The organism is Burkholderia sp. JPY481, from assembly GCF_038900515.1.
Lineage (GTDB): Bacteria > Pseudomonadota > Gammaproteobacteria > Burkholderiales > Burkholderiaceae > Paraburkholderia > Paraburkholderia youngii.
Map to the genome: position 1 here is coordinate 142647 of NZ_JAYMRT010000001.1, position 23470 is coordinate 166116.

At 65.0% G+C, this 23470-nt stretch carries 19 protein-coding genes; 17 read left to right on the forward strand and 2 right to left on the reverse strand.

Features of this window, described 5'->3' with window-relative positions:
- Positions 1-10 precede the first annotated feature (10 nt).
- From rpoS to rlmD, 3 genes are all read left to right on the forward strand, one after another.
- Positions 11-1099, forward strand: coding sequence for an RNA polymerase sigma factor RpoS (gene rpoS, locus VSR82_RS00735; RefSeq protein ID WP_368582899.1), 1089 nt, complete (start codon positions 11-13; stop codon positions 1097-1099).
- Positions 1100-1103: 4 nt separating this feature from the next.
- Entirely contained in the window at positions 1104-1880 is a 777-nt protein-coding gene (locus VSR82_RS00740; protein WP_368582901.1) for a 3'-5' exonuclease, read from the forward strand.
- Positions 1881-2036: 156 nt separating this feature from the next.
- On the forward strand, positions 2037-3467 hold the full coding sequence (gene rlmD, locus VSR82_RS00745) for a 23S rRNA (uracil(1939)-C(5))-methyltransferase RlmD (RefSeq protein WP_368582902.1): 1431 nt from the start codon (positions 2037-2039) through the stop codon (positions 3465-3467).
- A 91-nt stretch (positions 3468-3558) separates the two neighbouring features.
- Here rlmD and VSR82_RS00750 read toward each other — a convergent pair whose 3' ends face one another.
- Positions 3559-4419 (reverse strand): outer membrane protein assembly factor BamD, encoded by an 861-nt coding sequence (locus VSR82_RS00750; protein ID WP_013089357.1) that lies wholly within the window; start codon positions 4417-4419, stop codon positions 3559-3561.
- A gap of 38 nt (positions 4420-4457) precedes the next feature.
- Here VSR82_RS00750 and VSR82_RS00755 point away from each other — a divergent pair, with 38 nt between their 5' ends.
- The 12 genes from VSR82_RS00755 (at position 4458) to VSR82_RS00810 (ending at position 19230) form a co-directional block, all read left to right on the forward strand.
- Positions 4458-5708 carry an RluA family pseudouridine synthase gene (locus tag VSR82_RS00755; protein WP_498857441.1) on the forward strand — a complete coding sequence of 417 codons (1251 nt, stop codon included), beginning with the start codon at positions 4458-4460 and terminating at the stop codon, positions 5706-5708.
- Entirely contained in the window at positions 5705-6571 is an 867-nt protein-coding gene (gene pgeF, locus VSR82_RS00760; protein ID WP_429459399.1) for a peptidoglycan editing factor PgeF, read from the forward strand. The genes VSR82_RS00755 and pgeF overlap by 4 nt, the downstream gene beginning before the upstream one ends.
- 600 nt (positions 6572-7171) lie before the next feature.
- Positions 7172-8977, forward strand: a complete 1806-nt coding sequence (gene phaC, locus VSR82_RS00765; RefSeq protein WP_429461877.1) for a class I poly(R)-hydroxyalkanoic acid synthase — start codon at positions 7172-7174, stop codon at positions 8975-8977.
- A gap of 180 nt (positions 8978-9157) precedes the next feature.
- Positions 9158-10339 (forward strand): acetyl-CoA C-acetyltransferase, encoded by a 1182-nt coding sequence (locus VSR82_RS00770; protein ID WP_018432060.1) that lies wholly within the window; start codon positions 9158-9160, stop codon positions 10337-10339.
- Between the two features lie 227 nt (positions 10340-10566).
- Positions 10567-11307: a 3-ketoacyl-ACP reductase gene (locus VSR82_RS00775; RefSeq protein ID WP_176108639.1), complete on the forward strand. Its 741-nt coding sequence runs from the start codon at positions 10567-10569 to the stop codon at positions 11305-11307.
- 137 nt (positions 11308-11444) lie between these two features.
- Positions 11445-12062 carry a polyhydroxyalkanoate synthesis repressor PhaR gene (phaR, locus tag VSR82_RS00780; RefSeq protein WP_176108638.1) on the forward strand — a complete coding sequence of 206 codons (618 nt, stop codon included), beginning with the start codon at positions 11445-11447 and terminating at the stop codon, positions 12060-12062.
- A gap of 428 nt (positions 12063-12490) precedes the next feature.
- Positions 12491-13534: a tRNA dihydrouridine synthase gene (locus VSR82_RS00785; RefSeq protein WP_429459397.1), complete on the forward strand. Its 1044-nt coding sequence runs from the start codon at positions 12491-12493 to the stop codon at positions 13532-13534.
- Positions 13535-13615: 81 nt separating this feature from the next.
- The gene (gene rimO / locus VSR82_RS00790) at positions 13616-15010 is read left to right on the forward strand and encodes a 30S ribosomal protein S12 methylthiotransferase RimO (RefSeq protein ID WP_368585971.1); all 1395 of its coding nucleotides are present in this window, start codon (positions 13616-13618) and stop codon (positions 15008-15010) included.
- Between the two features lie 3 nt (positions 15011-15013).
- Positions 15014-15964 carry a sugar kinase gene (locus VSR82_RS00795; RefSeq protein ID WP_429459395.1) on the forward strand — a complete coding sequence of 317 codons (951 nt, stop codon included), beginning with the start codon at positions 15014-15016 and terminating at the stop codon, positions 15962-15964.
- 85 nt (positions 15965-16049) lie between these two features.
- Positions 16050-17234: a beta-ketothiolase BktB gene (gene bktB, locus VSR82_RS00800; RefSeq protein ID WP_410849162.1), complete on the forward strand. Its 1185-nt coding sequence runs from the start codon at positions 16050-16052 to the stop codon at positions 17232-17234.
- 61 nt (positions 17235-17295) lie between these two features.
- Positions 17296-17961 (forward strand): hypothetical protein, encoded by a 666-nt coding sequence (locus VSR82_RS00805; RefSeq protein WP_429459393.1) that lies wholly within the window; start codon positions 17296-17298, stop codon positions 17959-17961.
- Between the two features lie 84 nt (positions 17962-18045).
- Positions 18046-19230 (forward strand): cystathionine beta-lyase, encoded by a 1185-nt coding sequence (locus VSR82_RS00810; RefSeq protein ID WP_429459391.1) that lies wholly within the window; start codon positions 18046-18048, stop codon positions 19228-19230.
- Positions 19231-19894: 664 nt separating this feature from the next.
- Here VSR82_RS00810 and serB read toward each other — a convergent pair.
- Positions 19895-20734: a phosphoserine phosphatase SerB gene (gene serB / locus VSR82_RS00815; RefSeq protein ID WP_429459387.1), complete on the reverse strand. Its 840-nt coding sequence runs from the start codon at positions 20732-20734 to the stop codon at positions 19895-19897.
- A 286-nt stretch (positions 20735-21020) separates the two neighbouring features.
- On the opposite strand from serB, the gene VSR82_RS00820 reads away from it, so the two are divergent.
- The gene (locus VSR82_RS00820) at positions 21021-22256 is read left to right on the forward strand and encodes a cytochrome P450 (protein WP_498857442.1); all 1236 of its coding nucleotides are present in this window, start codon (positions 21021-21023) and stop codon (positions 22254-22256) included.
- A gap of 201 nt (positions 22257-22457) precedes the next feature.
- Positions 22458-23468 carry a non-homologous end joining protein Ku gene (ku, locus tag VSR82_RS00825; protein ID WP_429459385.1) on the forward strand — a complete coding sequence of 337 codons (1011 nt, stop codon included), beginning with the start codon at positions 22458-22460 and terminating at the stop codon, positions 23466-23468.
- The last annotated feature ends 2 nt before the right edge of the window (positions 23469-23470 follow it).

Sequence of the window (23470 nt, forward strand, 5' to 3'; positions counted from 1 at the left end):
CGATACGACCATGCCGAAATCGAAGCGCCGCCCGCCGCAAGCCGAGTCTGAGACGATCAGCGAAGTCACGTCCGCCGCAGTGGACGAAAGCGGCGCTTCGGAAGTGGAAGAGGAGATCGTCGAGGAGCGCGATCTCGACGAACGCCAGAGCGGCCTCGACGACAGCGAGGGCGCCGACGCGCGCGAAAGCACCAGCGACGCGCTGCCCGACGCCGACGACTTCCGCGCACTGCTGCAGGCCGAACTCACGGCCGACACGATCCAGCATTATCTAAACCGCATCAGCGTGAAGCCGCTGCTCACCGTCGAGGAAGAGCAGAAATATTCGCGCCTTGCCAAGGCCGGCGAGTTCGAAGCGCGGCAGGTGATGATCGAGCGCAATCTGCGGCTGGTCGTCAGCATTGCCAAGGGTTATCTGAATCGCGGCGTGCCGCTGCTCGATCTGATCGAGGAGGGCAATCTCGGCCTGATGCACGCAATCGAGAAATTCGATCCGACGCGCGGCTTCCGTTTTTCGACTTACGCGACGTGGTGGATTCGCCAGAGCATCGAGCGCGCGATCATGAACCAGGCGCGCACCGTGCGCTTGCCGGTGCATGTGATTCGTGAGCTCAACCAGGTGTTGCGGGCGAAGCGCCATCTGGAAAAGAACTCGATGAATTCGGGGGAAGCCGCCGAGCGCCGCGACGCGAGCATCGACGACATCGCCTATCTGACCGGCAAGACCACCGACGAAGTCACCGACATCCTCGCGCTGAACGAGCACACCGCGTCGCTCGACGCGCCGCTCGACCTCGATCCGGCGAGCAGCCTGCTCGATCTGCTGTCGGACGACCAGAGCCAGTCGCCAGACGCCGAGGTGCAGCATCGCGAGCTCGAAACGCTGACACGCGCATGGCTCGCCCGTTTGTCGGACAAGCACCGCCATGTGATCGAGCGGCGCTTCGGTCTGAATCATATCGAGCCCGCCACGCTCGAAGAGCTGGCCGACGAAATGGGCCTCACGCGCGAGCGTGTGCGCCAGATCCAACAGGAAGCGCTGGTGCGACTGAAGCGCTTCTTCGCCTCAAACGGTGTCCGCAAAGACGCCGTTCTCTGACCTGATGACACCGATTCTTGTTTTCGACATCGAGACGATTCCCGATGTCGCCGGCATCCGCCGTCTTGAAGATTTGCCCGCGTCGATGAGCGACGCCGAGGTCGCCGAGCACGCGTTCGCCGCGCGCCGCGAAAAAACCGGCAGCGATTTTCTGCCGCATCACCTGCAACGGGTCGCGGCGATTTCCTGCGTGTTTCGCGACAACAACGGTTTTCGCGTGCGCTCCCTCGGCACGCCCGAGGACGGCGAGGCGACGCTCGTGCAGTCTTTCTATCGCGTGATCGAAAAGTACACGCCGCAACTCGTGTCGTGGAACGGCGGCGGTTTCGATCTGCCGGTGCTCAACTATCGCGCGCTCGTCAACGGCATCCCCGCCTATCGGTTCTGGGATGTCGGCGAGGACGACCGCGACTTCAAGTGGAACAACTACATCAGCCGCTACCACGCGCGCCATACCGACCTGATGGACGTGCTCGCGATGTACCAGGCGCGCGCCAACGCGCCGCTCGACGCGCTCGCGAAGATGTGCGGCTTTCCGGGCAAGATGGGGATGGACGGCAGTCAGGTGTGGCAGGCGTTCCAGCAAGGCCGCATCGAGGAAATCCGCAATTATTGCGAGACCGACGTCGTCAATACGTACCTGCTGTATTGCCGCTTCCAGCTGATGCGCGGCGGCTTTTCGCCGTCGGAGTATGCTGATGAGATCAACCTCGTGAAGAACGCGCTCGCGCTGGAAACCGCGCCACAGTGGGCGGAGTATCTGGCGGCGTTCGAGCCTTGAGGGCGGCGCGCGAGTAGGGCGTCCGCCGGGGCGCCGCGCTGCAATCCGGGCCGCGATATGGACACGCTCCGGGCGCGGTCCACGCCACGCCACTGGCAAGCCCGGCGCTTCGTCTACAATCTCGCCTTTCCCCATAGTTTGCCAGGAAGTCCGCAGGTGTCCCGAACTGCCCCCCAACGTCGCTCGCCGCGGCGCTCATCGAAGCATGCCAGGGCGCACGCCCCGGCGCCGGCGCCCGCCATTACCGGCAACGAACCGGTCATCGAAATCGTTTCGCTCGATATGGAAGCGCGCGGCGTGGGCCGCACCGCGGGCGAAGACGGCACGCCAGGCAAGGTCGTGTTCGTCGAAGGCGCACTGCCGGGTGAACTCGTCAGTTATTCGACGCATCGCAGCAAGCCGAAATTCGAGCAGGCCGAAGTCGTTCAGGTGTTCCGCGAGAGTGTGACCCGCACGACGCCGAAATGCACGTACTTCAACATCTGCGGCGGCTGCTCGATGCAGCATCTCGACATGCGCGCGCAGGTCGCGGTCAAGCAGCGTGTGCTCGAGGACAACCTGCAGCATCTGGCGAAGCTGCGCCCCGAAACGGTGTTCCGGCCGATTCACGGACCGTCCTGGGGTTACCGCTATCGCGCGCGGCTCGCGGTGCGCTATCTGCCGGAGCGCGGCGGCATGCGCATCGGCTTTCACGAGAAGAAGAGCAGCTATATCGCCGACATGAAGACTTGCGAGGTGCTGCCGCCGCATGTGTCGGCGATGCTGATGCCGCTGCGCTTCATGGTCCGCAAGCTGTCGATCTACGACCGTATGCCGCAGCTCGAGCTCGCGGTCGGCTCGTCGGTCACGGCGCTCGTCGTGCGCAACCTGGAACCGCTGACGGCCGCGGACGAGCAGGTGCTGCGCGAGTTCGCGGACGAACACAAGGTGCAGTTCTGGGTCCAGCCGGGCGGTCCCGACACGGTCACGCCGCTTTATCCGCTCGACGTGCAGCTCGACTACACGCTGCCGGAATACGGCATCCGCATGCCGTTCAAGCCGACTGATTTCACCCAGGTCAATCACGCGATCAACCGTGTGCTGGTGAGCCGCGCGTTGCGCCTGCTCGCGCCGGCGCGCACGGACCGCGTGCTCGACCTGTTCTGTGGGATCGGCAACTTCACGCTGCCGCTCGCGCGAATCTCGCGGGAAGTGGTCGGTATCGAGGGCAGCGAAGTTCTGACCCAGCGCGCGCTCGCGAACGCGGAGCTGAACGGCGTCGCCGGCCATACGTCGTTCGCGTGCCGCAACCTGTTCGAAGTCACCGCCGACGACCTGCGCGCGCTCGGCCATTTCGACAAATTCCTGGTCGATCCGCCGCGCGAAGGCGCGCTCGCGATCGCGAAGGCGCTCGCGGAGATCGCCCAGAGCGGCAACGGGCCGCTGCCGAAGCGCATCGTCTACGTGTCGTGCGCGCCGGGCACGCTCGCGCGCGATGCCGGGCTGCTCGTGCATGAGGCCGGCTATCGGCTGGTAGGCGCGGGCGTCGTCAACATGTTCCCGCATACGTCGCACGTGGAATCGATTGCGCTGTTCGAGCGCGATTGAGTCTCGCCGCGCGCACAAACGAAAACGCCACGACCGAGGTCGTGGCGTTTTCGTTTTCAGACGACGGTCTATGCCGTCGGCGCGTGAGGCGTCAGAACTGCCACCACGACTTCGCGGTGCCGGGCCGTGCGTGGCCGGTCACGTACGGGCTGTCGGGGAAAGTGCCGGCCAGCACGCGGCGCGTGTCGTCAGCGAGTTGCTGGTTGTTCAGCTTCTCGTACGACAGAATCATGATATGCAGCGCGTCTTCGATGGCCGGCGCGTTCTTGTACTCGCGCAAGGCGAGCTGTGCGCGGTTGATGGCGGCGACATAGGCGCCGCGGCGATAGTAATAGTCCGCCGCGTGGACTTCGTGCGATGCCAGCGCATTCACGATGTAGCGCATGCGCTGCGCGGCGTCCGGCGCGTACTTGCTGTTCGGGAAGCGGTCCACCACGACCTTGAACGCGTCGTACGACTCGCGCAGCGATTTCGGATCGCGTTCGCTCATGTCCTGGCCCGAGAAGCGGCCGAACAGACCGAGGTCGTCGTTGAAGTGGATCATGCCCTTCAGGTAATACGCGTAGGCGATGTCCGGGTGATCCGGGTGCAGCTGGATGAAGCGGTCGATGGCCTGGTCGGCGGCGGCGTTTTCGTTGTCTTTCCAGTTGCAGTACGCGACGTTGATCTGCGCCTGCTGCGCGAAGTGGCCGAACGGGTCGCGGCCTTCGAGCAGCTCGAAATACTTCGCGCATTTGCCCCAGTCACCACCGGTCAAGGCGTCGTTCGCCTCCGTATATAATTTGTTGTTATTCCACGTTGCCGTTTCGTCGGTCTTCTCCGGCAGGCCGTGGCAAGCCGCAACAGCGACGACGGCCGCGGCGCACGCAATGTATCCGGCCACTTTCCGGGCCGCCTTCTTGATGGCCGCCAAATTGATCGCCGCTTCAGTGATGGTGTTCAAGGCTCGCATTTTCCAGTCTAGCTTTACGTCCAGGTGACCCAGATTCAATGACCCGCTCAAATACTCCAGGCACCGCAGGCGCCGGGAATAGCAACAAAGATTATAGCGTAAGCGCCGACCCGGCCGACGCGTTGGGCGTCGATTCCCTCGATGACGATTTCGCCGGCGACGCGCTCGCCGAAAGCGGTCCGCAATGCTCCGAGGCCACGGCTGCGCCCGTGCCCGTGCGCGCGGCCGACGAAGCGCCGCGCAGCGTCGTGGTGCCCGACGAACTGGCCGGCGAGCGCCTCGACAAGGTGCTCGCCAAAGTGTTCCCGGAGTTCTCGCGCAGCCGTCTGCAAAGCTGGATCGAGGCGCAGCGGGTGCGAGTCGACGGCAAGCCGGCGAAGATCCGCCAGCCGGTGCCGCTCGGCGCCACGATCGAGTTCGTGCCCGATCTGCTGCCCGAGCAGCTCGCGTTCACGCCCGAGCCGGTGCCGCTCGAGATCGTCTACGAGGACGACACGCTGGTCGTCATCAACAAGCCGGCCGGCATGGTCGTGCATCCGGCGGCCGGCAACTGGAGCGGCACCGTGCTGAACGGACTGCTGCACCGCTATGGCGAGGCCGCGGCGGGTCTGCCGCGCGCGGGCATCGTGCACCGGCTCGACAAGGAGACCTCGGGGCTGATGGTGGTCGCGCGCACACTCGAGGGGCAGACCGACCTCGTGCGTCAGTTGCAGGCGCGCACGGTCAAGCGCCGCTACCTCGCGCTCGTGTGGGGCAACATGCCCGACGAAGGCACGATCGACGCGCCGATCGGCCGCGACCCGCGCGAGCGCACGCGCATGGCCGTGGTGACGGGCGCGGCAGGCAAGCCGGCGCGCACGCATTTCCGGCGCGTGGCCGCGGCGATCTGGCAGCGTCAGCCGGTCACGGCGATCCACTGCGATCTGGAGACCGGCCGCACGCATCAGATTCGCGTGCATTGCGCGCATATCGGTCATCCGCTGCTCGGAGACCCGGTGTACGGACGCGCGCGCGGCAAGCGCTCGGTCACGCCGCTGCCGGACGGCTTCGCGCGCCAGGCGCTGCACGCGTGGCGGCTCGGCCTGATCCATCCGAAGACCGGCCGCTCGATGCAATGGCGCGCCGACGTGCCGGCCGACATCGAGGCGTTGTCGGCAGCGCTCGGCCTGGGTCGCGACGACGCGGGCGAGTTCGACGACGCGTATGCCGAGGACGAGGACTACGGTGCATCGTTCGACGACGGCGCGTACGATGAAGACAGCGACCACGACGAGGACGACCACGCATGAGCGCCAATCTGCCGGAGCTGGGTTTTGCCGATGTCGTGCAACCCGCATGGAACGTCTCGCCGCGCGTGCGCGCGCTCGTGACCACGCGCGACGGCGGCGTCAGCGACTCGCCGTTCGGCCGCTGGCGCGACGGCGCCGACCAGCCCGGCGGGCTGAACCTGGGCCTGAAGACCGGCGATGATCCGGCCGCGGTCGCGAGCAATCGCGCACGGCTCGTCGCGCTGACCGGTGTTCGCGAAACCGCGTGGCTCGAACAGATTCACGGCGCCGGCATCGTGCGCGCCGAGGACGCGGTCGCGCACGCGCGCGAGCACGGCGCGGCGCCGCCGCGCGCCGACGCGAGCGTCACCGATCGCGCGGGCGTCGCGTGCGTCGTCATGGTGGCCGATTGCATGCCGGTGCTGTTGTGCGACGAAGCGGGGCGCGCGGTCGGCGCCGCGCATGCCGGCTGGCGCGGACTCGCGGCAGGCATCGTCGAGCAGACTGCCGCGCGGGTCGCGGCACTGGCGGGCGTGCCGGCCGCCGAGTTGCATGCGTACCTCGGACCGTCGATCGGGCCCGACGCATTCGAAGTCGGTCCAGACGTGCGTGACGCCTTCATGACTGATGTCGACGGCGCACAACGCGATGCGATCGCGAAGGCGTTCGTCGCGCATCCCGCGAATGCCGGCAAATATCTCGCCGATCTGCCGGCGCTGGCGCGCCTGCGCCTGCAGCGGCTCGGCCTTACGCGTATCGGCGGCGGCGATCTGTGCACGGTCACGCTGCGCGAGCGCTTTTATTCGTATCGCCGTGACCGCGAAACCGGCCGTATGGCCGCGTTGATCTGGATCGACGAACAGGCGCAATCGATTGCCGATTAATTCGGGGTGGCGCGCGCGCATCTCGTCATATTTTTAAAATCGAACGGTTGCTTATTTTGCGTGAATGCGCACCGGTTCGAGCTTCACGAATGGCACTGCAGACCCGTCACTGAAGGCCTTGCCCGGCCTTCAGACACATTTTTTGTTGCACTGCCGGAAGGATTGCCGATAGCGCGAATTCCCCGCCTGCTCTGTGGGCGACCGAACGAATAAATATGCTTAAGTACCATGCGCCGCAGGACTTTTTTCGATTGGCGTGCGGCATGGAACATTTATTCGCAAAAGCGCGATTTGCCATACAGGGAAAACGATAATTAAAAAAATATCGCACTGCGGCAAAATCGGGAGCAAGCATTGACATGCCTTGTGATGGGGAGCAAGAATGTTCCTTCTAAGCTCCTCCTCGTTCATGGGACAGGGTGTGACGAAGTCGCGAGCAATCGCTCCGTGCGCACGAACCTGCCTCTCAACCCGTCCGCAAGGACTTACCGGTCAAAAGCAGGCATGGCAGCATCTCATTCCTCAGCTTCCCCCAGCACGGACTCCTCGAAGGAGCAGACGCAGCAGGCCGGTACGAGCGGTGCATCGTCAGCCGCAGGCATGCAGCAATTTCTCGACGCCTGGATGAACGCCTGGCGTTCGTTCGGCGCTCAGCCCAATGGCGCGGCATTCCAGATGCCTTCAATGCCGCAGATGCCGGACCTCGCGCAGATCACGGCGGGCTTTCCGCAAATCCCGGCATTTCCCGGCATGCCCGACTTCAGCAAGTTGGCCGCCGGCGCGCTGCCGGGGTTGAGCATTCCCACCGCCGCGATTCCGCCCGAGCGTTTGCAGAAGCTGCAAACCGACTATTCGCGCGAGGCGATGGAACTGATCCAGCAGGCCACCACCTCGGCGATCAAGGCGCCCGAGCTCAAGGACCGGCGCTTTAGCGCGGACGCCTGGAGCCAGGCGCCGGCTTACGCGTTCACCGCCGCGTGGTATCTGCTGAACGCGCGCTATTTGCAGCAGATGGTCGACGCGCTCGATACCCAGCCGAAAACCCGCGAGCGCATTCGCTTCGCGGTCCAGCAGTGGACCGCGGCGGCCTCGCCGAGCAACTTCTTCGCGCTGAATCCCGAAGCGCAGAAAACGCTGCTCGACAGCAAGGGCGAGAGCCTGCGCCAGGGCGTGATGAACCTGCTCGGCGACATGCAGCGCGGCAAGATTTCCCAAACCGACGAATCGCGTTTCACGGTCGGCGAGAACCTCGCGAACACCGAAGGCTCGGTCGTGTTCGAGAACGATCTGCTGCAGCTGATCCAGTACAAGCCACGCACGGCGGCCGTGCGCGAGCGGCCGCTCCTCATCGTGCCGCCGTGCATCAACAAGTACTACATCCTCGACCTGCAGCCTGAAAACTCGCTGGTCGCGCACGCGCTCGATTCGGGCCACCAGGTGTTCCTGATTTCGTGGCGCAACGCGGATCAGTCGATCGCGCACAAGACGTGGGACGACTACATCGGCGAGGGCGTGCTCACTTCGATCGACACAGTGCGCCAGATCAGCGGCCGCGAGCAGATCAATACCCTTGGCTTCTGCATCGGCGGCACATTGCTCGCCACCGCGCTCGCGGTGGCCGCGGCGCGCGGCGAACATCCGGCCGCGTCGATGACGCTGCTCACCGCGATGCTCGACTTCTCCGACACGGGCGTGCTCGACGTCTTCGTCGACGAGGCGCACGTGCAGATGCGCGAGCAGACCATCGGCGGCAAGAACGGTGCGCCGCCCGGGCTGATGCGCGGCATCGAATTCGCGAACACGTTCTCGTTCCTGCGCCCGAACGACCTCGTGTGGAACTACGTCGTCGATAACTATCTGAAGGGCCGCACGCCGGTGCCGTTCGACCTGCTGTACTGGAACAGCGACTCGACCAATGTGCCGGGGCCGATGTACGTCTGGTATCTGCGCAACACGTATCTCGAGAACAAGCTGCGCGAGCCGGGTGCGCTGACCACCTGCGGCGAGCCGATCGATCTGTCGAAAATCGACGTGCCGACCTTTATTTACGGTTCGCGCGAAGACCATATCGTGCCGTGGCAAACCGCGTATGCGTCCGCGCCGCTGCTCTCCGGGCCGCTGAAGTTCGTGCTCGGCGCGTCGGGTCATATCGCCGGCGTGATCAATCCGCCCGCGAAGAAAAAGCGCAGTTTCTGGAAGCTCGAGAGCGACGCGAAGACGCTGCCCGCAAGCGCGGACGAATGGTTCGACGCGGCGACAGAAGTGCCCGGCAGCTGGTGGCCCGAATGGACCGAGTGGCTCGATCAGTACGGCGGCAAGAAGGTGAAGCCGCGCGCCACGCTGGGCTCCGACGAATTCCCGGTCATCGAGCCGGCGCCGGGCCGCTATGTGCGGCAACGGGAGTAGGTTTCACGCACGGGCTCGACGCGCGCGTCCGAAGTTGCTGCGCAGTCGGCCGGTGCATAGGTGTTTGGCAGGTGAATGAGCGTCTGGTTGATGAAGGCGTGAGAGCAACGCAAGTTGCAACGCAATTTTTAACGTAACGGGCTGCGGCGCAGTTTGCCGGGATGCCCTGAGGATATGGAAATGACTGATGTTGTGATCGTATCGGCCGCTCGTACTGCAGTGGGCAAGTTTGGTGGGTCGCTGGCGAAGGTTGCCGCACCTGAACTCGGAGCGATCGCGGTGCGCGCCGTACTCGAACGGGCAGGCGTGAAGCCGGAACAGGTGAGCGAGGTTATCCTGGGCCAGGTGCTGACGGCGGGCTCCGGTCAGAACCCCGCGCGTCAGGCGCTGATCAAGGCGGGTTTGCCGTCGGCCGTGCCGGGCATGACGATCAACAAGGTTTGCGGCTCCGGTCTGAAGGCCGTGATGCTCGCGGCCAACGCGATCATCGCCGGTGATGCGGACATCGTCGTCGCAGGCGGCCAGGAAAACATGAGCGCCGCGCCGCACGTGTTGCCGGGTTCGCGCGATGGTTTCCGCATGGGCGACGCGAAGCTGATCGACTCGATGATCGTCGACGGCCTGTGGGATGTGTACAACCAGTACCACATGGGCGTGACGGCTGAGAACGTCGCGAAGGAACACGGCATCACGCGCGAACAGCAGGACGCGTTCGCGGCGCTGTCGCAGAACAAGGCGGAAGCCGCGCAGAAGTCGGGGCGCTTCAACGACGAAATCGTGCCGGTCGAGATTCCGCAGCGCAAGGGCGAACCGCTGCGCTTTGCCACCGACGAATTCGTGCGTCACGGCGTGACGGCGGAATCGCTCGCGGGCCTGAAGCCGGCGTTCTCGAAGGAAGGCACGGTCACGGCGGCGAATGCGTCGGGCCTGAACGACGGCGCGGCCGCGGTGCTCGTGATGTCGCTGAAAAAAGCGGAAGCGCTCGGCCTCACGCCGCTCGCGCGCATCAAGGCGTACGCGAATGCGGGTGTCGATCCGAAGGTGATGGGCATGGGCCCGGTGCCGGCTTCGCGCCGCTGCCTCGAGCGCGCGGGCTGGACGCCGGCCGACCTCGATCTGATGGAAATCAACGAAGCGTTTGCCGCACAGGCGCTCGCCGTGCACAAGCAGATGGGCTGGGACACGTCGAAGATCAACGTGAACGGCGGCGCGATTGCGATCGGCCACCCGATCGGCGCGTCCGGCTGCCGGATTCTCGTTACGCTGCTGCACGAAATGCAGAAGCGCGATGCGAAGAAGGGGCTGGCGTCGTTGTGTATCGGCGGCGGCATGGGTGTCGCGCTCGCGGTCGAGCGAGTTTAAAGTACGCTGGGTACGCCGCGCGCGATCGCGACCGTTCGCGCGCGGCCTTCGCCGGCACAGGCATCTGGCCGCGCCGCACGCCAACTGGCGGTGCGGCGCGCTGCAACAGATGACTCGTGTCGGCAGCGCGCGTTGCCAGACGGTCGCCCGGCGGCAACGTGAACCGGCATCAGGCCAGGCACGAGGCCGCCGGCAGGCGCCTCGACAACGATAACGGAGTGTGGTTTATGACACAGCGAATTGCGTACGTAACGGGCGGCATGGGCGGCATCGGCACCAGCATCTGCCAGCGTCTGCACAAGGAAGGCTTCAAGGTGATCGCGGGCTGCGGCCCGAATTCGCCGCGCCGTGCGAAGTGGCTCGACGAGCAGAAGGCGCTTGGCTTCGACTTTGTCGCCTCCGAGGGTAACGTGGGCGACTGGGAGTCGACCAAGGCCGCGTTCGACAAGGTCAAGGCCGAAGTCGGCGAGATCGACGTGCTGGTCAATAATGCCGGCATCACGCGCGACGTTGTGTTCCGCAAGATGACGCACGAAGATTGGACCGCGGTGATCGACACCAACCTGACGAGCCTGTTCAACGTCACCAAGCAGGTGATCGACGGCATGGTCGAGCGTGGCTTTGGCCGCGTGATCAACATTTCGTCGGTGAACGGCCAGAAGGGCCAGTTCGGCCAAACCAATTATTCGACGGCGAAGGCAGGCATCCACGGCTTTACGATGTCGCTCGCGCAGGAAGTCGCGACCAAGGGCGTGACCGTCAACACCGTGTCGCCGGGCTACATCGGCACCGACATGGTCAAGGCCATCCGCCCGGACGTGCTGGAAAAAATCGTCGCGACGATTCCGGTGCGCCGCCTCGGTCAGCCGGACGAAATCGGCTCGATCGTCGCATGGCTCGCGTCGGACGAATCGGGCTTCGCCACCGGCGCGGATTTTTCGCTGAATGGCGGCTTGCATATGGGCTGAGCTATCGGCGCGCCGGACCGGAAGGCGGCGCGCTTCGGCTCAGATGGTTTCGCCGGCGTCCCGGCTGCGCAATCGATTCGATCGCACAGCCCGGACGCCGTTTCCGCGTTTGCTTAACTCGAGCTTAAAGGCGTTACATGACTACTACTACAAAGAAAACGGCCGAACGACTGATCAAGAAATATCCGAATCGTCGGCTCTACGACACGGAGACGAGCACCTACATCACGCTGACTGATGTGAAGCAGCTCGTGCTCGATCAGGAAGATTTCAAGGTGATCGATGCCAAGAGCAACGAGGACCTCACGCGTTCGATCCTGCTGCAGATCATTCTCGAAGAGGAGAGCGGCGGCCTGCCGATGTTCTCTTCTTCGATGCTGTCGCAGATCATCCGGTTCTACGGTCATGCGATGCAGGGCATGATGGGCACGTATCTGGAAAAGAACATCCAGGCCTTCATCGACATTCAGGCGAAGCTCGCCGACCAGTCGAAGAATCTGTATGAAGGCAAGGCGATGAACCCTGAAGTCTGGTCGCAGTTCATGAACATGCAGGCGCCGATGATGCAGGGCATGATGACCAGCTATATCGAGCAATCGAAGAACATGTTCGTGCAAATGCAGGAGCAGATGCAGAACCAGGCGAAGACCATGTTCGCCACGTTCCCGTTCACGCCGGGCGGCGCGGTCAATGCGAACAACGCGAGCAATGCGCCCGCTACGCCACAGGGCAATCCGGAGCCGGAAAAGAAGTGAGCGAGTGAATGGCGGCGAGATCCGCTCGGTTCGACCGGGGCTTCCGGGTAGCCCGCGGACGCGCAGCCGGCCTTCATAGCTGCAGCGGCATCGCGCGACCTGGCTGAGCGAGCTACTGGCCGTCGGCGTACCGTTGGCATCCGGCTGCTGCGTTGCCAATCTCCCAGATGGCTCGCAGGAGTGCGCAGCCACCGGCGCGCTACAATATCGGCCCGCGCGTGGGGACGCTTTTCCGTCGGAACCGGATTCAGGCCGCGGTCTAAGGTCCGTCGCGCCCCTCTGCCGGCACATCGCTGCTAGCGCCGTTATCGTTTTCCTTCCGCTGACCCGCCTTATGTTTCAGACCGTCTCCCCGATCGCGTCCGAGTCTTCCGTTGCGAAGGCCGCACGGATCGTTCTTCGCTGATCCGCCGTTCACCCATATTCTCATGAGCCGGCTGTTTCTCGCCCCAATGGAAGGGCTTGCGGACTACGTACTGCGCGACGTGCTGACCAGCGCGGGCGCTTTCGACGGCTGCGTGTCCGAGTTCATCCGCATCACGGGCTCGATGCTGCCCACGCGCGTCTATGAGCGCGAGGCGCCCGAGATCCTGCACGCGAGCGTGACCGCCAGCGGCACGCCGATGGTGATCCAGCTGCTCGGCAGCGATCCCGAGTGGATGGCACGCAATGCCGCGTACGCCGCCACGCTGTCGCCGTACGGTATCGACCTGAACTTCGGCTGTCCCGCCAAAGTCGTCAATCAGCATGGCGGCGGCGCGATGCTGCTCGCGACCCCGAAGCTGCTGAACCAGATCGTCTCTGCCGTGCGCGCCGCGGTGCCGGCCGATATCGCGGTGACGGCAAAAATGCGCCTCGGCGTGTCCGACACGTCGCGGGCGATCGAATGCGCGCAGGCGCTGGTGGACGGCGGCGCGGCCTCGCTCGTCGTGCATGCGCGCACGCGCGACGACCGCTACCGGCCGCCCGCCCACTGGGAGTGGGTCGCGCGCATCGACGACGCCGTCGATGTGCCCGTCATCGCGAACGGCGAGGTCTGGACGGTCGCCGACTGGCAGCGTTGCCGCTCTGTCAGCGGCTGCGCGGACGTGATGATCGGCCGCGGCGCGGTGTCGGACCCGTTCCTCGCGCAGCGAATTCGCGGGCGCATGGACCCGTGCCCGTCGGCCGGCGAATGGCCGCAGGTGCTGGGTTCGATCGCCGGCTATCTGAACAAGCTGCGGGCGCACGGTTCACTGACCCATGAGCACGGCCGCGTCAAGCAGTGGCTCAGCTACCTGCAGCGGACCTGGCCGCAAGCGGCCGAGCTGCATGCGGCGATCCGGCGAGTGCAGGACTCTGACGAAATTCTTACGGTGATCGGCCAGGCGCTGGCGGCCGCAGGCGCGTCGGCGCCGACGCGTGAGCACGTTTTGAGCGCCGAAAACAGCGAGCTGAATCAACCCGATCCTGCCGAACTGATCCCCGTTTGAAGACTAGAATTCAAAGACTTACGAGCGGTGGCGGTGGCGAACCGCTACAATTCACGGTTTAACGTCTTCAAGCGGTTCCCCATGTCTTCCACCCCCTCGAACGCTCCGGCCGCGCCGGGCGCCACGCCGAAAGTCGGCTTCGTTTCCCTCGGCTGCCCCAAGGCCCTCGTCGATTCCGAGCAGATCATCACGCAGCTGCGCGCCGAAGGCTACGAAATCTCCGGTACCTATGACGGCGCGGACCTCGTGGTCGTCAACACCTGCGGTTTCATCGACGAAGCTGTGCAGGAAAGCCTCGACGCGATCGGCGAAGCGCTCAACGAAAACGGCAAGGTGATCGTCACCGGCTGCCTCGGCGCGAAGAAAAGCGCGAGCGGTTCCGGGCTGATCGAGGAAGTGCATCCGAAGGTGCTCGCGGTGACCGGCCCGCACGCGGTCGGCGAGGTGATGCAGGCGGTGCACAGCCATCTGCCGAAGCCGCACGATCCGTTCGTCGATCTTGTGCCTGCCGCCGGCGTCAAGCTCACGCCGCGCCACTACGCGTATCTGAAGATTTCCGAAGGCTGCAATCATCGCTGCACGTTCTGCATCATCCCGTCGATGCGCGGCGATCTGGTGTCGCGTCCGGTCGCCGAAGTGATGCTCGAAGCGGAGAACCTGTTCAAGTCCGGTGTGAAAGAACTGCTCGTGATTTCGCAGGACACGAGCGCATACGGCGTCGACGTCAAATACCGCACCGGGTTCTGGAACGGCAAGCCGATCAAGACGCGCATGACGGATCTGGTCGCCGCGCTCGGCGAACTCGCCGCGCAATACGGCGCGTGGGTGCGTCTGCATTACGTGTATCCGTACCCGAGCGTCGACGAAGTGATTCCGATGATGGCCGCGGGTCCGTACAAGGGTCACGTGCTGCCGTATCTCGACGTGCCGTTCCAGCACGCGCATCCGGAAGTGCTCAAGCGCATGAAGCGCCCGGCCAACGCGGAGAAGGTGATGGAGCGCGTGAAGGCGTGGCGCGAGATCTGCCCGGATCTGACGATCCGCAGCACGTTCATCGCCGGCTTTCCGGGCGAGACCGAAGAGCAGTTCGAGACGCTGCTCGATTTCATCCGCGAGGCGGAGCTCGATCGCGTCGGCTGCTTCGCGTATTCGCCGGTCGAAGGCGCGAGCGCGAACGAACTCGACGGCGCATTGCCCGACGAAGTGCGTGAGGAACGTCGCGCCCGTTTCATGGAAGTGGCCGAGCAGGTGTCGGCGAAGCGCATCGCGAGGAAGGTCGGCAAGACGCTGAAGGTGCTGGTCGACGAGATCAACGCGGACGGCGGCATCGGCCGCACCGCGGCGGATGCGCCGGAGATCGACGGCGTCGTCTATATCGCGCCGTCCACCAAGGCGTCGAAGCGCTACAAGGTCGGCGATTTCGTGTCGGTGAAGATCACTGGCGCGGACGGCCACGATTTGTGGGGCGAGGTCTAAGCGATGACGCCCGGCGCGGCCGCACGGCCTGAAGCTCAAACACCGGACATCCTCGCGCTCGGCGAGGCGATGATCGAATTCAACCAGTCGGCGAAGGATCAGCCGAACTACTTGCAAGGCTTCGGCGGCGACACGTCGAACTTCTGCATCGCGGCCGCGCGCCAGGGTGCGAGGACCGGCTTTGTATCGGCGGTCGGCGCCGATCATTTCGGACGCCTGCTGGTCGACCTGTGGGAGCGCGAGCAGGTCGACACGTCGTTCGTGCGTATCGATGCGCAAGCGTCGACAGGCGTCTATTTCGTATCCCACGGTCCCAACGGCCACGCGTTCGACTATCTGCGCGCGGGCTCGGCGGCGAGCCGCTATGCGCCCGCCGATCTGCCGCGCGACGCGCTCGCGGCGGCGAAGGTCATCCATCTGTCCGGCATCAGTCTCGCGATCAGCGTCAGCGCTTGCGACGCCGCGCTCGAGGCGATCGCGCATGCGCGCGCGAATGGCGTGCGCGTGAGCTTCGACACCAATCTGCGTCTGAAGCTGTGGCCGCTCGCGCGGGCGCGCGCGGTGATGCTCGAGGCGATCCGCCAGACCGACATCTGCCTGCCGAGCTGGGACGACGTCACCGAACTGACCGGGCTGACCGGCTGCGACGAAATCGTCGATTTTCTGCTGTCGCACGGGCCGAGCGTGGTTGCGCTGAAGCTCGGCAAGGACGGCTCGTATATTGCGACATCTAACGAACGACGCGTCGTGCCGGGTTACGTCGTCGATGCGGTCGATGCGACCGGCGCCGGCGACTGCTTCGGCGGCGCATTCATCGCGCGCATCGTTGCGGGCGACGATCCATTTGCGGCCGCGCGCTACGCGAACGTCGCCGCCGCGCTGTCGACGCAAGGTTATGGCGCGGTCGCGCCGATCCCGTCGCGCGAGACCGTCGAGCGGCTGCTGGCAGGCTAGATATTACGTAAGCCGCGCGCGGCGCAGCATGGCCCGCGTTGGCGCAATCATCCAGGCGAACTGGAGACAACAGGAGGGGCAAGCGATGCAACGGGACGTAGTGGTGGTAAGCGGTGTGCGCACGGCAATCGGCACGTTCGGCGGCAGCCTGAAGGATTTTGCCCCGACCGATCTCGGCGCGCGCGTCGTGCGCGCAGTGCTGGAGCGCGCGAGCGTGTCGGGCGATGAAGTCGGGCACGTCGTGTTCGGCAACGTCGTGCACACCGAGCCGAAAGACATGTATCTCGCGCGCGTCGCGGCGATCAACGGCGGGGTCGCGCAGCATACGCCCGCGCTGACAGTGAACCGGCTGTGCGGCTCGGGCTTGCAGGCCATCGTGTCGGCCGCGCAAAGCGTGCTGCTCGGCGATGCCGATATCGCGATCGGCGGCGGCGCCGAAAACATGAGCCGCGCGCCGTACTCGATGCCGGCCGCGCGCTTCGGTCAGCGCATGGGCGATGCGCGTCTGGTCGACATGATGGTCGGCGCGCTCAACGATCCGTTCCAGTCGATCCATATGGGCGTGACCGCCGAGAACGTCGCGCGCAAGTACGACATCTCGCGCGACGCGCAGGACGCGCTCGCGCTCGAATCGCACCGTCGCGCGGCCCACGCGATCACGAGCGGCTACTTCAAGGAACAGATTCTGCCGATCACGCTTGCATCGAAGAAGGGCGACATCGTATTCGACACTGACGAGCACGCGCGGCTGAACGCAACCGCGGACGACTTCGCGAAGCTCAAGCCGGTGTTCGTGAAGGAGAACGGCACGGTGACGGCGGGCAACGCGTCGGGCATCAACGACGCGGCCGCGGCCGTCGTGCTGATGGAGCGCAGTGTCGCCGAGCGGCGCGGCGTGAAGCCGTTGGCGCGGCTCGTGTCGTACGCGCATGCGGGCGTCGATCCGGCGTATATGGGCATCGGGCCGGTGCCGGCGAGCCGCAAGGCGCTCGAGCGGGCAGGTCTGACGGTCGCCGATCTCGACGTGATCGAGGCCAACGAGGCATTCGCCGCGCAGGCCTGCGCGGTCAGCAAGGAGCTCGGTCTCGATCCGGCCAAGGTCAATCCGAATGGCTCGGGCATTTCGCTCGGCCATCCGATTGGCGCGACCGGCGCGCTGATCACCGTGAAGGCGCTGTACGAGCTGCAGCGCATCGGCGGGCGCTATGCGCTCGTCACGATGTGCATCGGCGGCGGCCAGGGCATCGCGGCGGTTTTCGAGCGTCTGTGACCGCGCACGGCAGGCCGGCCCGGCATAGGTAGCAAGCAGGAACCAGCAAAGGATCGACAGGATGCGGGAAGCGAAAGTGACGAAGGGTTCGGTAACGCGCGCGTTGCGTCAGCGCGCCGGCGTGGCGGCAAGCGCCGTCGCGCTGCTGTGTGCCGGCACGGTGCTGTGGATGCCGTCGCAGGCGTGGGCGGAAAGCGATGCGGTCAAGGAGCTGGCCGCGCCGCCGCCGATCCAGCTGCCGCTGAAACCGAGCCCCGAGTTCGCGAAGTTTCCGCACTACGTGGGCACGCTCGGCGCGCGGCCGATCGTGCTGCGGCTCGGGCCCAAGACCGACGATCCTTCCGGTGTGCACGGCGAGTATCAGTACACCGATAACGGCGAGGTGATCCTGATCGCGGGCGACCGCGTCGGCGATACGCTCGAAGTCGAGGAATCGAACGACGGCACGCATATCACCGGCAACTGGGTCGGCAAGTTCGCGGCGGACGGCTCGCTCGAAGGCGACCGCATGAACGTCGACGATTCGAACCCGCAGGAATTCAATCTGAAGCCCCTGGCGGCGGGGCAGGCGGTACCGGCGGCCGGTTCGGCCGGCGCGGCGGCCAAGGCGGCCATCCCAACTCCGCAGCCGGCTGCTGCGAACGGCGCAGTGGCGGCTCCGGAGCCGGCATCCGCTGCCGGCGGGCACCCGGTGGGCGGCGTCAGCAACCTGCAAACCGGCGACTGATGCGTACGCACGCCGGGCATCTTGAGTCGCGCGGCGCGGCCGTTGCTTCAGGCCCGCTTCTCCGTGTTTTTCATCGAGCTCTACATGACTGAATCCAAACCCAAACACCGCCTGCAGACCCGCATCGTGCGTGCCGAGGACGACATCACGCCGGGCTTCGAATCGTTTTCGACGCCGGTCACGCGGGCGTCGACGGTGGTGTTCCCCGATCTCGCGGCGATGCGCGCGCTCGACTGGAAAAACGACGCGCAATGGCGCTACGGCCTGCATGCGACACCGACGCAGATCGCGCTCGCGCAACGCCTTGCCGCGATCGAGGGCGGCAAACATGCGCTGCTGCAGCCGTCGGGGCTGTCGTCTATATCCAACGTCTACTTCGGCCTCGTGAAGGCCGGCGACGACGTGCTGATCCCCGATAACGTCTATTCGCCGAACCGCGACCACGGCGACTGGCTCGCGCGCGATTTCGGCATCACGGCGCGTTACTACGATCCGCTGATCGGTGCGGACATTGCCAGGCTGATCCAGCCGAACACGCGCCTGATCTGGATCGAAGCGCCCGGCTCGGTGACGATGGAAGTGCCCGACGTGCCGGCCATCACGGCGGCGGCGCGCGCGCGCAACGTCTTCACCGCGATCGACAACACATGGTCTGCCGGCCTCGCGTTCCGGCCGTTCGACCACGGCGTCGATATCTCGGTGCAGGCGCTGACCAAGTACCAGTCGGGCGGCGGCGACGTGCTGATGGGCGCGACGATCACGGTCGACCGCGACGTGCATGTGAAGCTGAAGGCGGCGCGTATGCGCATGGGCATCGGGGTGTCCTCGGACGACTGCTCGCTGATCCTGCGCAGCCTGCCGAGCATGCAACTGCGTTTTGCTCAGCACGATCGCGCGGCGCTGTCGCTCGCGGCGTGGTTGAAGAACCGGCCGGAAATCGTCGCGGTGCTGCATCCGGCGCTCGCCGACTGTCCGGGGCACGAAGTGTACAAGCGTGATTTCACCGGCGCGGGCGGCCTGTTCTCGGTCGTGTTCGACGAGCGATACGGCGCGGCGCAGATCGACATGTTCTGCGAATCGCTCGAACTGTTTTCGCTCGGCTGGAGCTGGGGCGGCGCGCATAGCCTCGCGATGCCGTACGACATCGCGTCGATGCGCACGGCGGCTGAGTGGCCGCACCGCGGCACGCTGGTGCGTTTCTATATCGGTCTGGAAGACGAGGCTGATCTGCGGGCGGATATCGAGCAGAGCCTCGCTAAGCTCGCTTAATACGCGTCAGCCTGTTCGACACGTTGTCCGAGAAGCCCGTCGGGATGCGTTCCCGGCGGGCTTTTTTGTTGCCCGGAGTATCGAGCGGATCTGACCGTTTGGCCGAATGTTCGATGCGGGTGCGCGACGCTACGATCGTGTGCTTGCCGAATAACGTTGCCGCGCTCGGGGAGGGGCTTCGATGAATCTTTTCTTCTGGGTGTTGCTGAATCTCGCGGTGCCGATTGTTGGGCCGATTTTTACGCTTGCGCTCGTTGCGCCCGCGTATGGCTGGCGCATTGCCCCACGGCCGTGATGGCATGCTTGCTCAAGGTGCGGCAGGATGGCTTCGTCACCGCTCTCGATGACAGGCAGACCGAGTCCATGGTTGGCGCGCTTTCACGTGGGGCGATAAGCGCGTCGATTTTCACGATCTGCCTGGCGGCGTTTCTGTTCGCGGCCCTACACATTTACCTCTTATGAAACAATTTATCCTGTCGTTGGAAATAGGCAAAAATCACGACCGCATCATGAAGGGCGTGTTGATCTTCAACATCCTGATTTCCATCGGCATGTTCGCCCTGTTTCTGCCGGCCATTTTCAACCGATAACAACACGGTTCGCGCATTTCGCCAACGCGTCGGCCGTGGTGCCGACGCGATAACGAGCCCCTCGAGCACCAGCCTCAAAACAACCGCAGCAACCCGTCCAGTCCAACGAAATTGAACGACACGCTGGCTGCTTCGCGCACCACCGGCTTCGCGCGGAATGCAACGGAAAGTCCCGCTTCGGCCATCATTTTCAGGTCGTTCGAGCCGTCACCCATCGCAATGGCGCGCGAAGGCTCGATCCCGAGCGTCGCGCAGGTTTCGCGCAGCGTGCGCGCTTTCACGTCGGCATTGACGATCTCGCCAATCACGTTGCCGGTCAGCTTGCCGTCCACAATTTCAAGCGTATTCGCACGCGTGAAATCGAGGCCGAGGCGCGCCTTCAGCTTCGCGGTGAAGAACGTGAAGCCGCCCGACACGAGCAGCGTTTTCAGGCCCGCCTGTTTCGCGCCGGCGAGCATGCGTTCGGCGCCCGGCGACAACTGCAGCCGCTCTTCGTACACGCGTTCGAGCGCGCTGGCGTCGAGCCCCTTGAGCAGCGCGACGCGGCGCGTCAGGCTTTCGTTGAAGTCCTTGATCTCGCCGCGCATCGCAGCCTCCGTGATCGCCGCGACTTCGGCTTTGAGCCCGCAGAAATCGGCGATTTCATCGATGCACTCGATCGTGATCAGCGTCGAATCCATGTCCATCGCGACGAGTCCGAAGTCGCGCAACTGGCGGCCGGCTTCGACAAACGCGTAGTCGAGTTGATGCGTGTAGCAATACGCTTCGACGTCGGCGCGTTGCGCGAGGGTCGCGCCGGCGATGCGAATCGCGTTCTCGTCGATGACGGCGGGTTGCGAGCCGCGCGCGAGCGCGACGAGTGTTTTGTGGTGGTCGGCGGAAAGGGGGGCGACGCTTTGAATGACGAGGTTCATGGACGACCAGTGACGCGGGAAGAAAGAGGCGCGTGGCGCGCGGAAAATCCCGCTATTGTATCGGTTCCGTTCGCCGCGCCGTCGCGGGCGGCCGTAGCGGGCGGGTTGGCCGTGCGCTCCGGCAGTGCACAGTTCATACTGACGCATCGAATCGTGTGGCGCAGTCGTCGTCAGGTTGATTGAAGTCGGCGGTCTGCGTATCGCCGTAACGGAACAGACCGAACAAATACGGTCACACGAACCCGCCACATCACAGGCGCAACAAGACGCCCCACGGAGACAACGCATGACCCCGGCAACCGCCAGCGACGCTTCCTCCCTTGCCCGCGACTTCGATCTGCGTCATCTAAGTTCCGCGTTCTACGCCGATCCCTATCCGGTCTATCGCGCACTGCGCACCTATGAGCCGATCCGCCGCATGCCCGACGGCTCGCTGTTCCTGACGCGCTTTCGCGACGTCCAGGCGGTCTACCGCGACCCGAAGACCTTCAGTTCCGACAAGACCGTCGAGTTCCGCCCGAAATACGGCGACTCGCCGCTTTACGCGCATCACACCACGAGCCTCGTGTTCAACGATCCACCGCGCCATACTCGCGTGCGCAAGCTGATCGCCGGCGCACTGACCGCGCGCGCGATCGCGGCGATGGAGCCCGCGTTGATCCGGCTCGTCGACGACCTGCTCGATGCGGCCGCGCAGCGCAGGCGGTTCGATCTGATCGGCGAGTTCGCGTCGGCGATTCCGGTCGAGGTCATCGGCAATCTGCTCGACGTGCCGCACGACGAACGCGCGCCGCTGCGAGACTGGTCGCTCGCGATACTCGGCGCGCTCGAGCCGTCGCTGAGCGACGCGCAGTTCGAGCGCGGCAATCGCGCGGTCAGCGAATTCGTCGACTATCTGCGCGGCCTCGTCGCACGCCGCCGCCGCGAGCCCGGCGATCCGCAGCACGACGTGCTGACGCGGCTGATTCAGGGCGAGGGCCCGCACGATCAGCTATCGGAGGCCGAGCTGCTGCAGAACTGCATTTTCATCCTGAACGCGGGGCACGAAACGACCACCAACCTGATCGGCAACGGGCTCGTGACGCTGAGCCAATGGCCTGACGAGCGTGCCGCGCTGCTGCGCGAGCCCGAGTTGATCGGCACCGCGGTCGAGGAGTGTTTGCGCTTCGAAAGTTCGAACCAGCTCGGCAACCGCATGACCACGGTCGATACCGAGATCGGCGGCGTCGCGGTCGCGCGCGGCACGCCGGTCACGCTGTGCATCGGCGCGGCCAATCGCGATCCCGAGCAGTTTGCCGAGCCGGACCGCTTCGACATTCGCCGCGATCCGAACCGGCATCTCGCTTTCGGCTTCGGGATTCATCAGTGCGCGGGCCTGTCGCTGGCGCGGCTGGAGGCGCGGATTGCGATCGGGCGCTTCGTGCGGCGCTTCCCCGCGTATCGCGTCGATGGCGAGCCGACGCGGGGCGGGCGCGTGCGGTTTCGCGGGTTTGCGTCCGTGCCGGTCCTGCTCGAGCCTTGATACGACCTCCGGGTAGCGCGCGCGAACAAGGACAGCCGTAGCTTTTGCCGCTTCGTCGCAAGACTTACAGCCTCATGACAGCACGCCGCCGAGCGGACCGGCGCATGCTTTAAGCGTGGCAGCAGCGCAAAACCCGCCAAAATGCGGGCACGCTTGCTGCTTCGCCTGATATCTCAGGGCCATGGGACAGGGGAGCGCGCGATGGCACATATGATCTGGAAGGGCGCAATCAGTTTCGGGCTGGTTCACGTACCGGTGCAGCTTTATCCGGCGACGCAGTCGGAGAAGGTCGGCTTCAATCTGCTCGACAAGCGCACGATCGACCCGATCGGCTACAAGCAGATCAATAAGCGCACCGGCAAGGACGTGACCCGTGAGAACATCGTGCGCGGCTTCGAATACGAGAAGGATCGCTACGTCGTACTGTCGGACGACGAAATCCGCTCGGCGAATCCCGAGTCGACGCAGACGGTCGACATCCTCGCGTTCGTCGACGCAGCCGATATCTCGTTTCTCTATCTCGACACACCGTATTTCCTGACGCCCGACCGCAAGGGCGAAAAAGTCTATGCGTTGTTGCGCGAGGCGATGACGGCCTCGGGCAAGATCGGCGTCGCGAGCGTCGTGCTGCACAACAAGCAGCATCTGGCCGCGCTGATTCCGCTCGGTCCGATGCTCGCGCTGAACACGCTGCGCTGGGCCGACGAGGTGCGCAGCCTCGACGAATTCAAGGTGCCGCCCGAAGGCATGAAGGCCGCCGGCGTGTCGGCCAAAGAACTCGACATGGCGAAAAAGCTGATCGACGACATGAGCGAGACGTGGGACCCGACGCAGTATCACGACACGTTTCGCGACGACATCATGGCGCTCGTCGAGCGCAAGATCCAGGCAGGCAAGACCGAGGAGGTCACCGAGGTCGAAACGCCGCACGAGTCGCGCAAGTCCGCCGACATTCTCGACCTGTCCGATCTGCTCAAACGCAGCCTCGGCCGCGGCAAGGGCAAGCAGGCGGCCACTGGCCGCAAGCGCGCCGCCGGCGAGGACGAGGATCAGGCCGATAGCGAAGCCGAGTCCGATGAAGAGGCGGCCGCGCCCGCGCGCAAAAAGGCTCGCGCGACGAGCACCGCGCGCAGTCGCAGCGGTAGCGGCAGCAGCGCCCGCACCACTTCGAAAACCACCGCAACGTCGCGCAAACGGCGCGCGGCGGCCTGAAC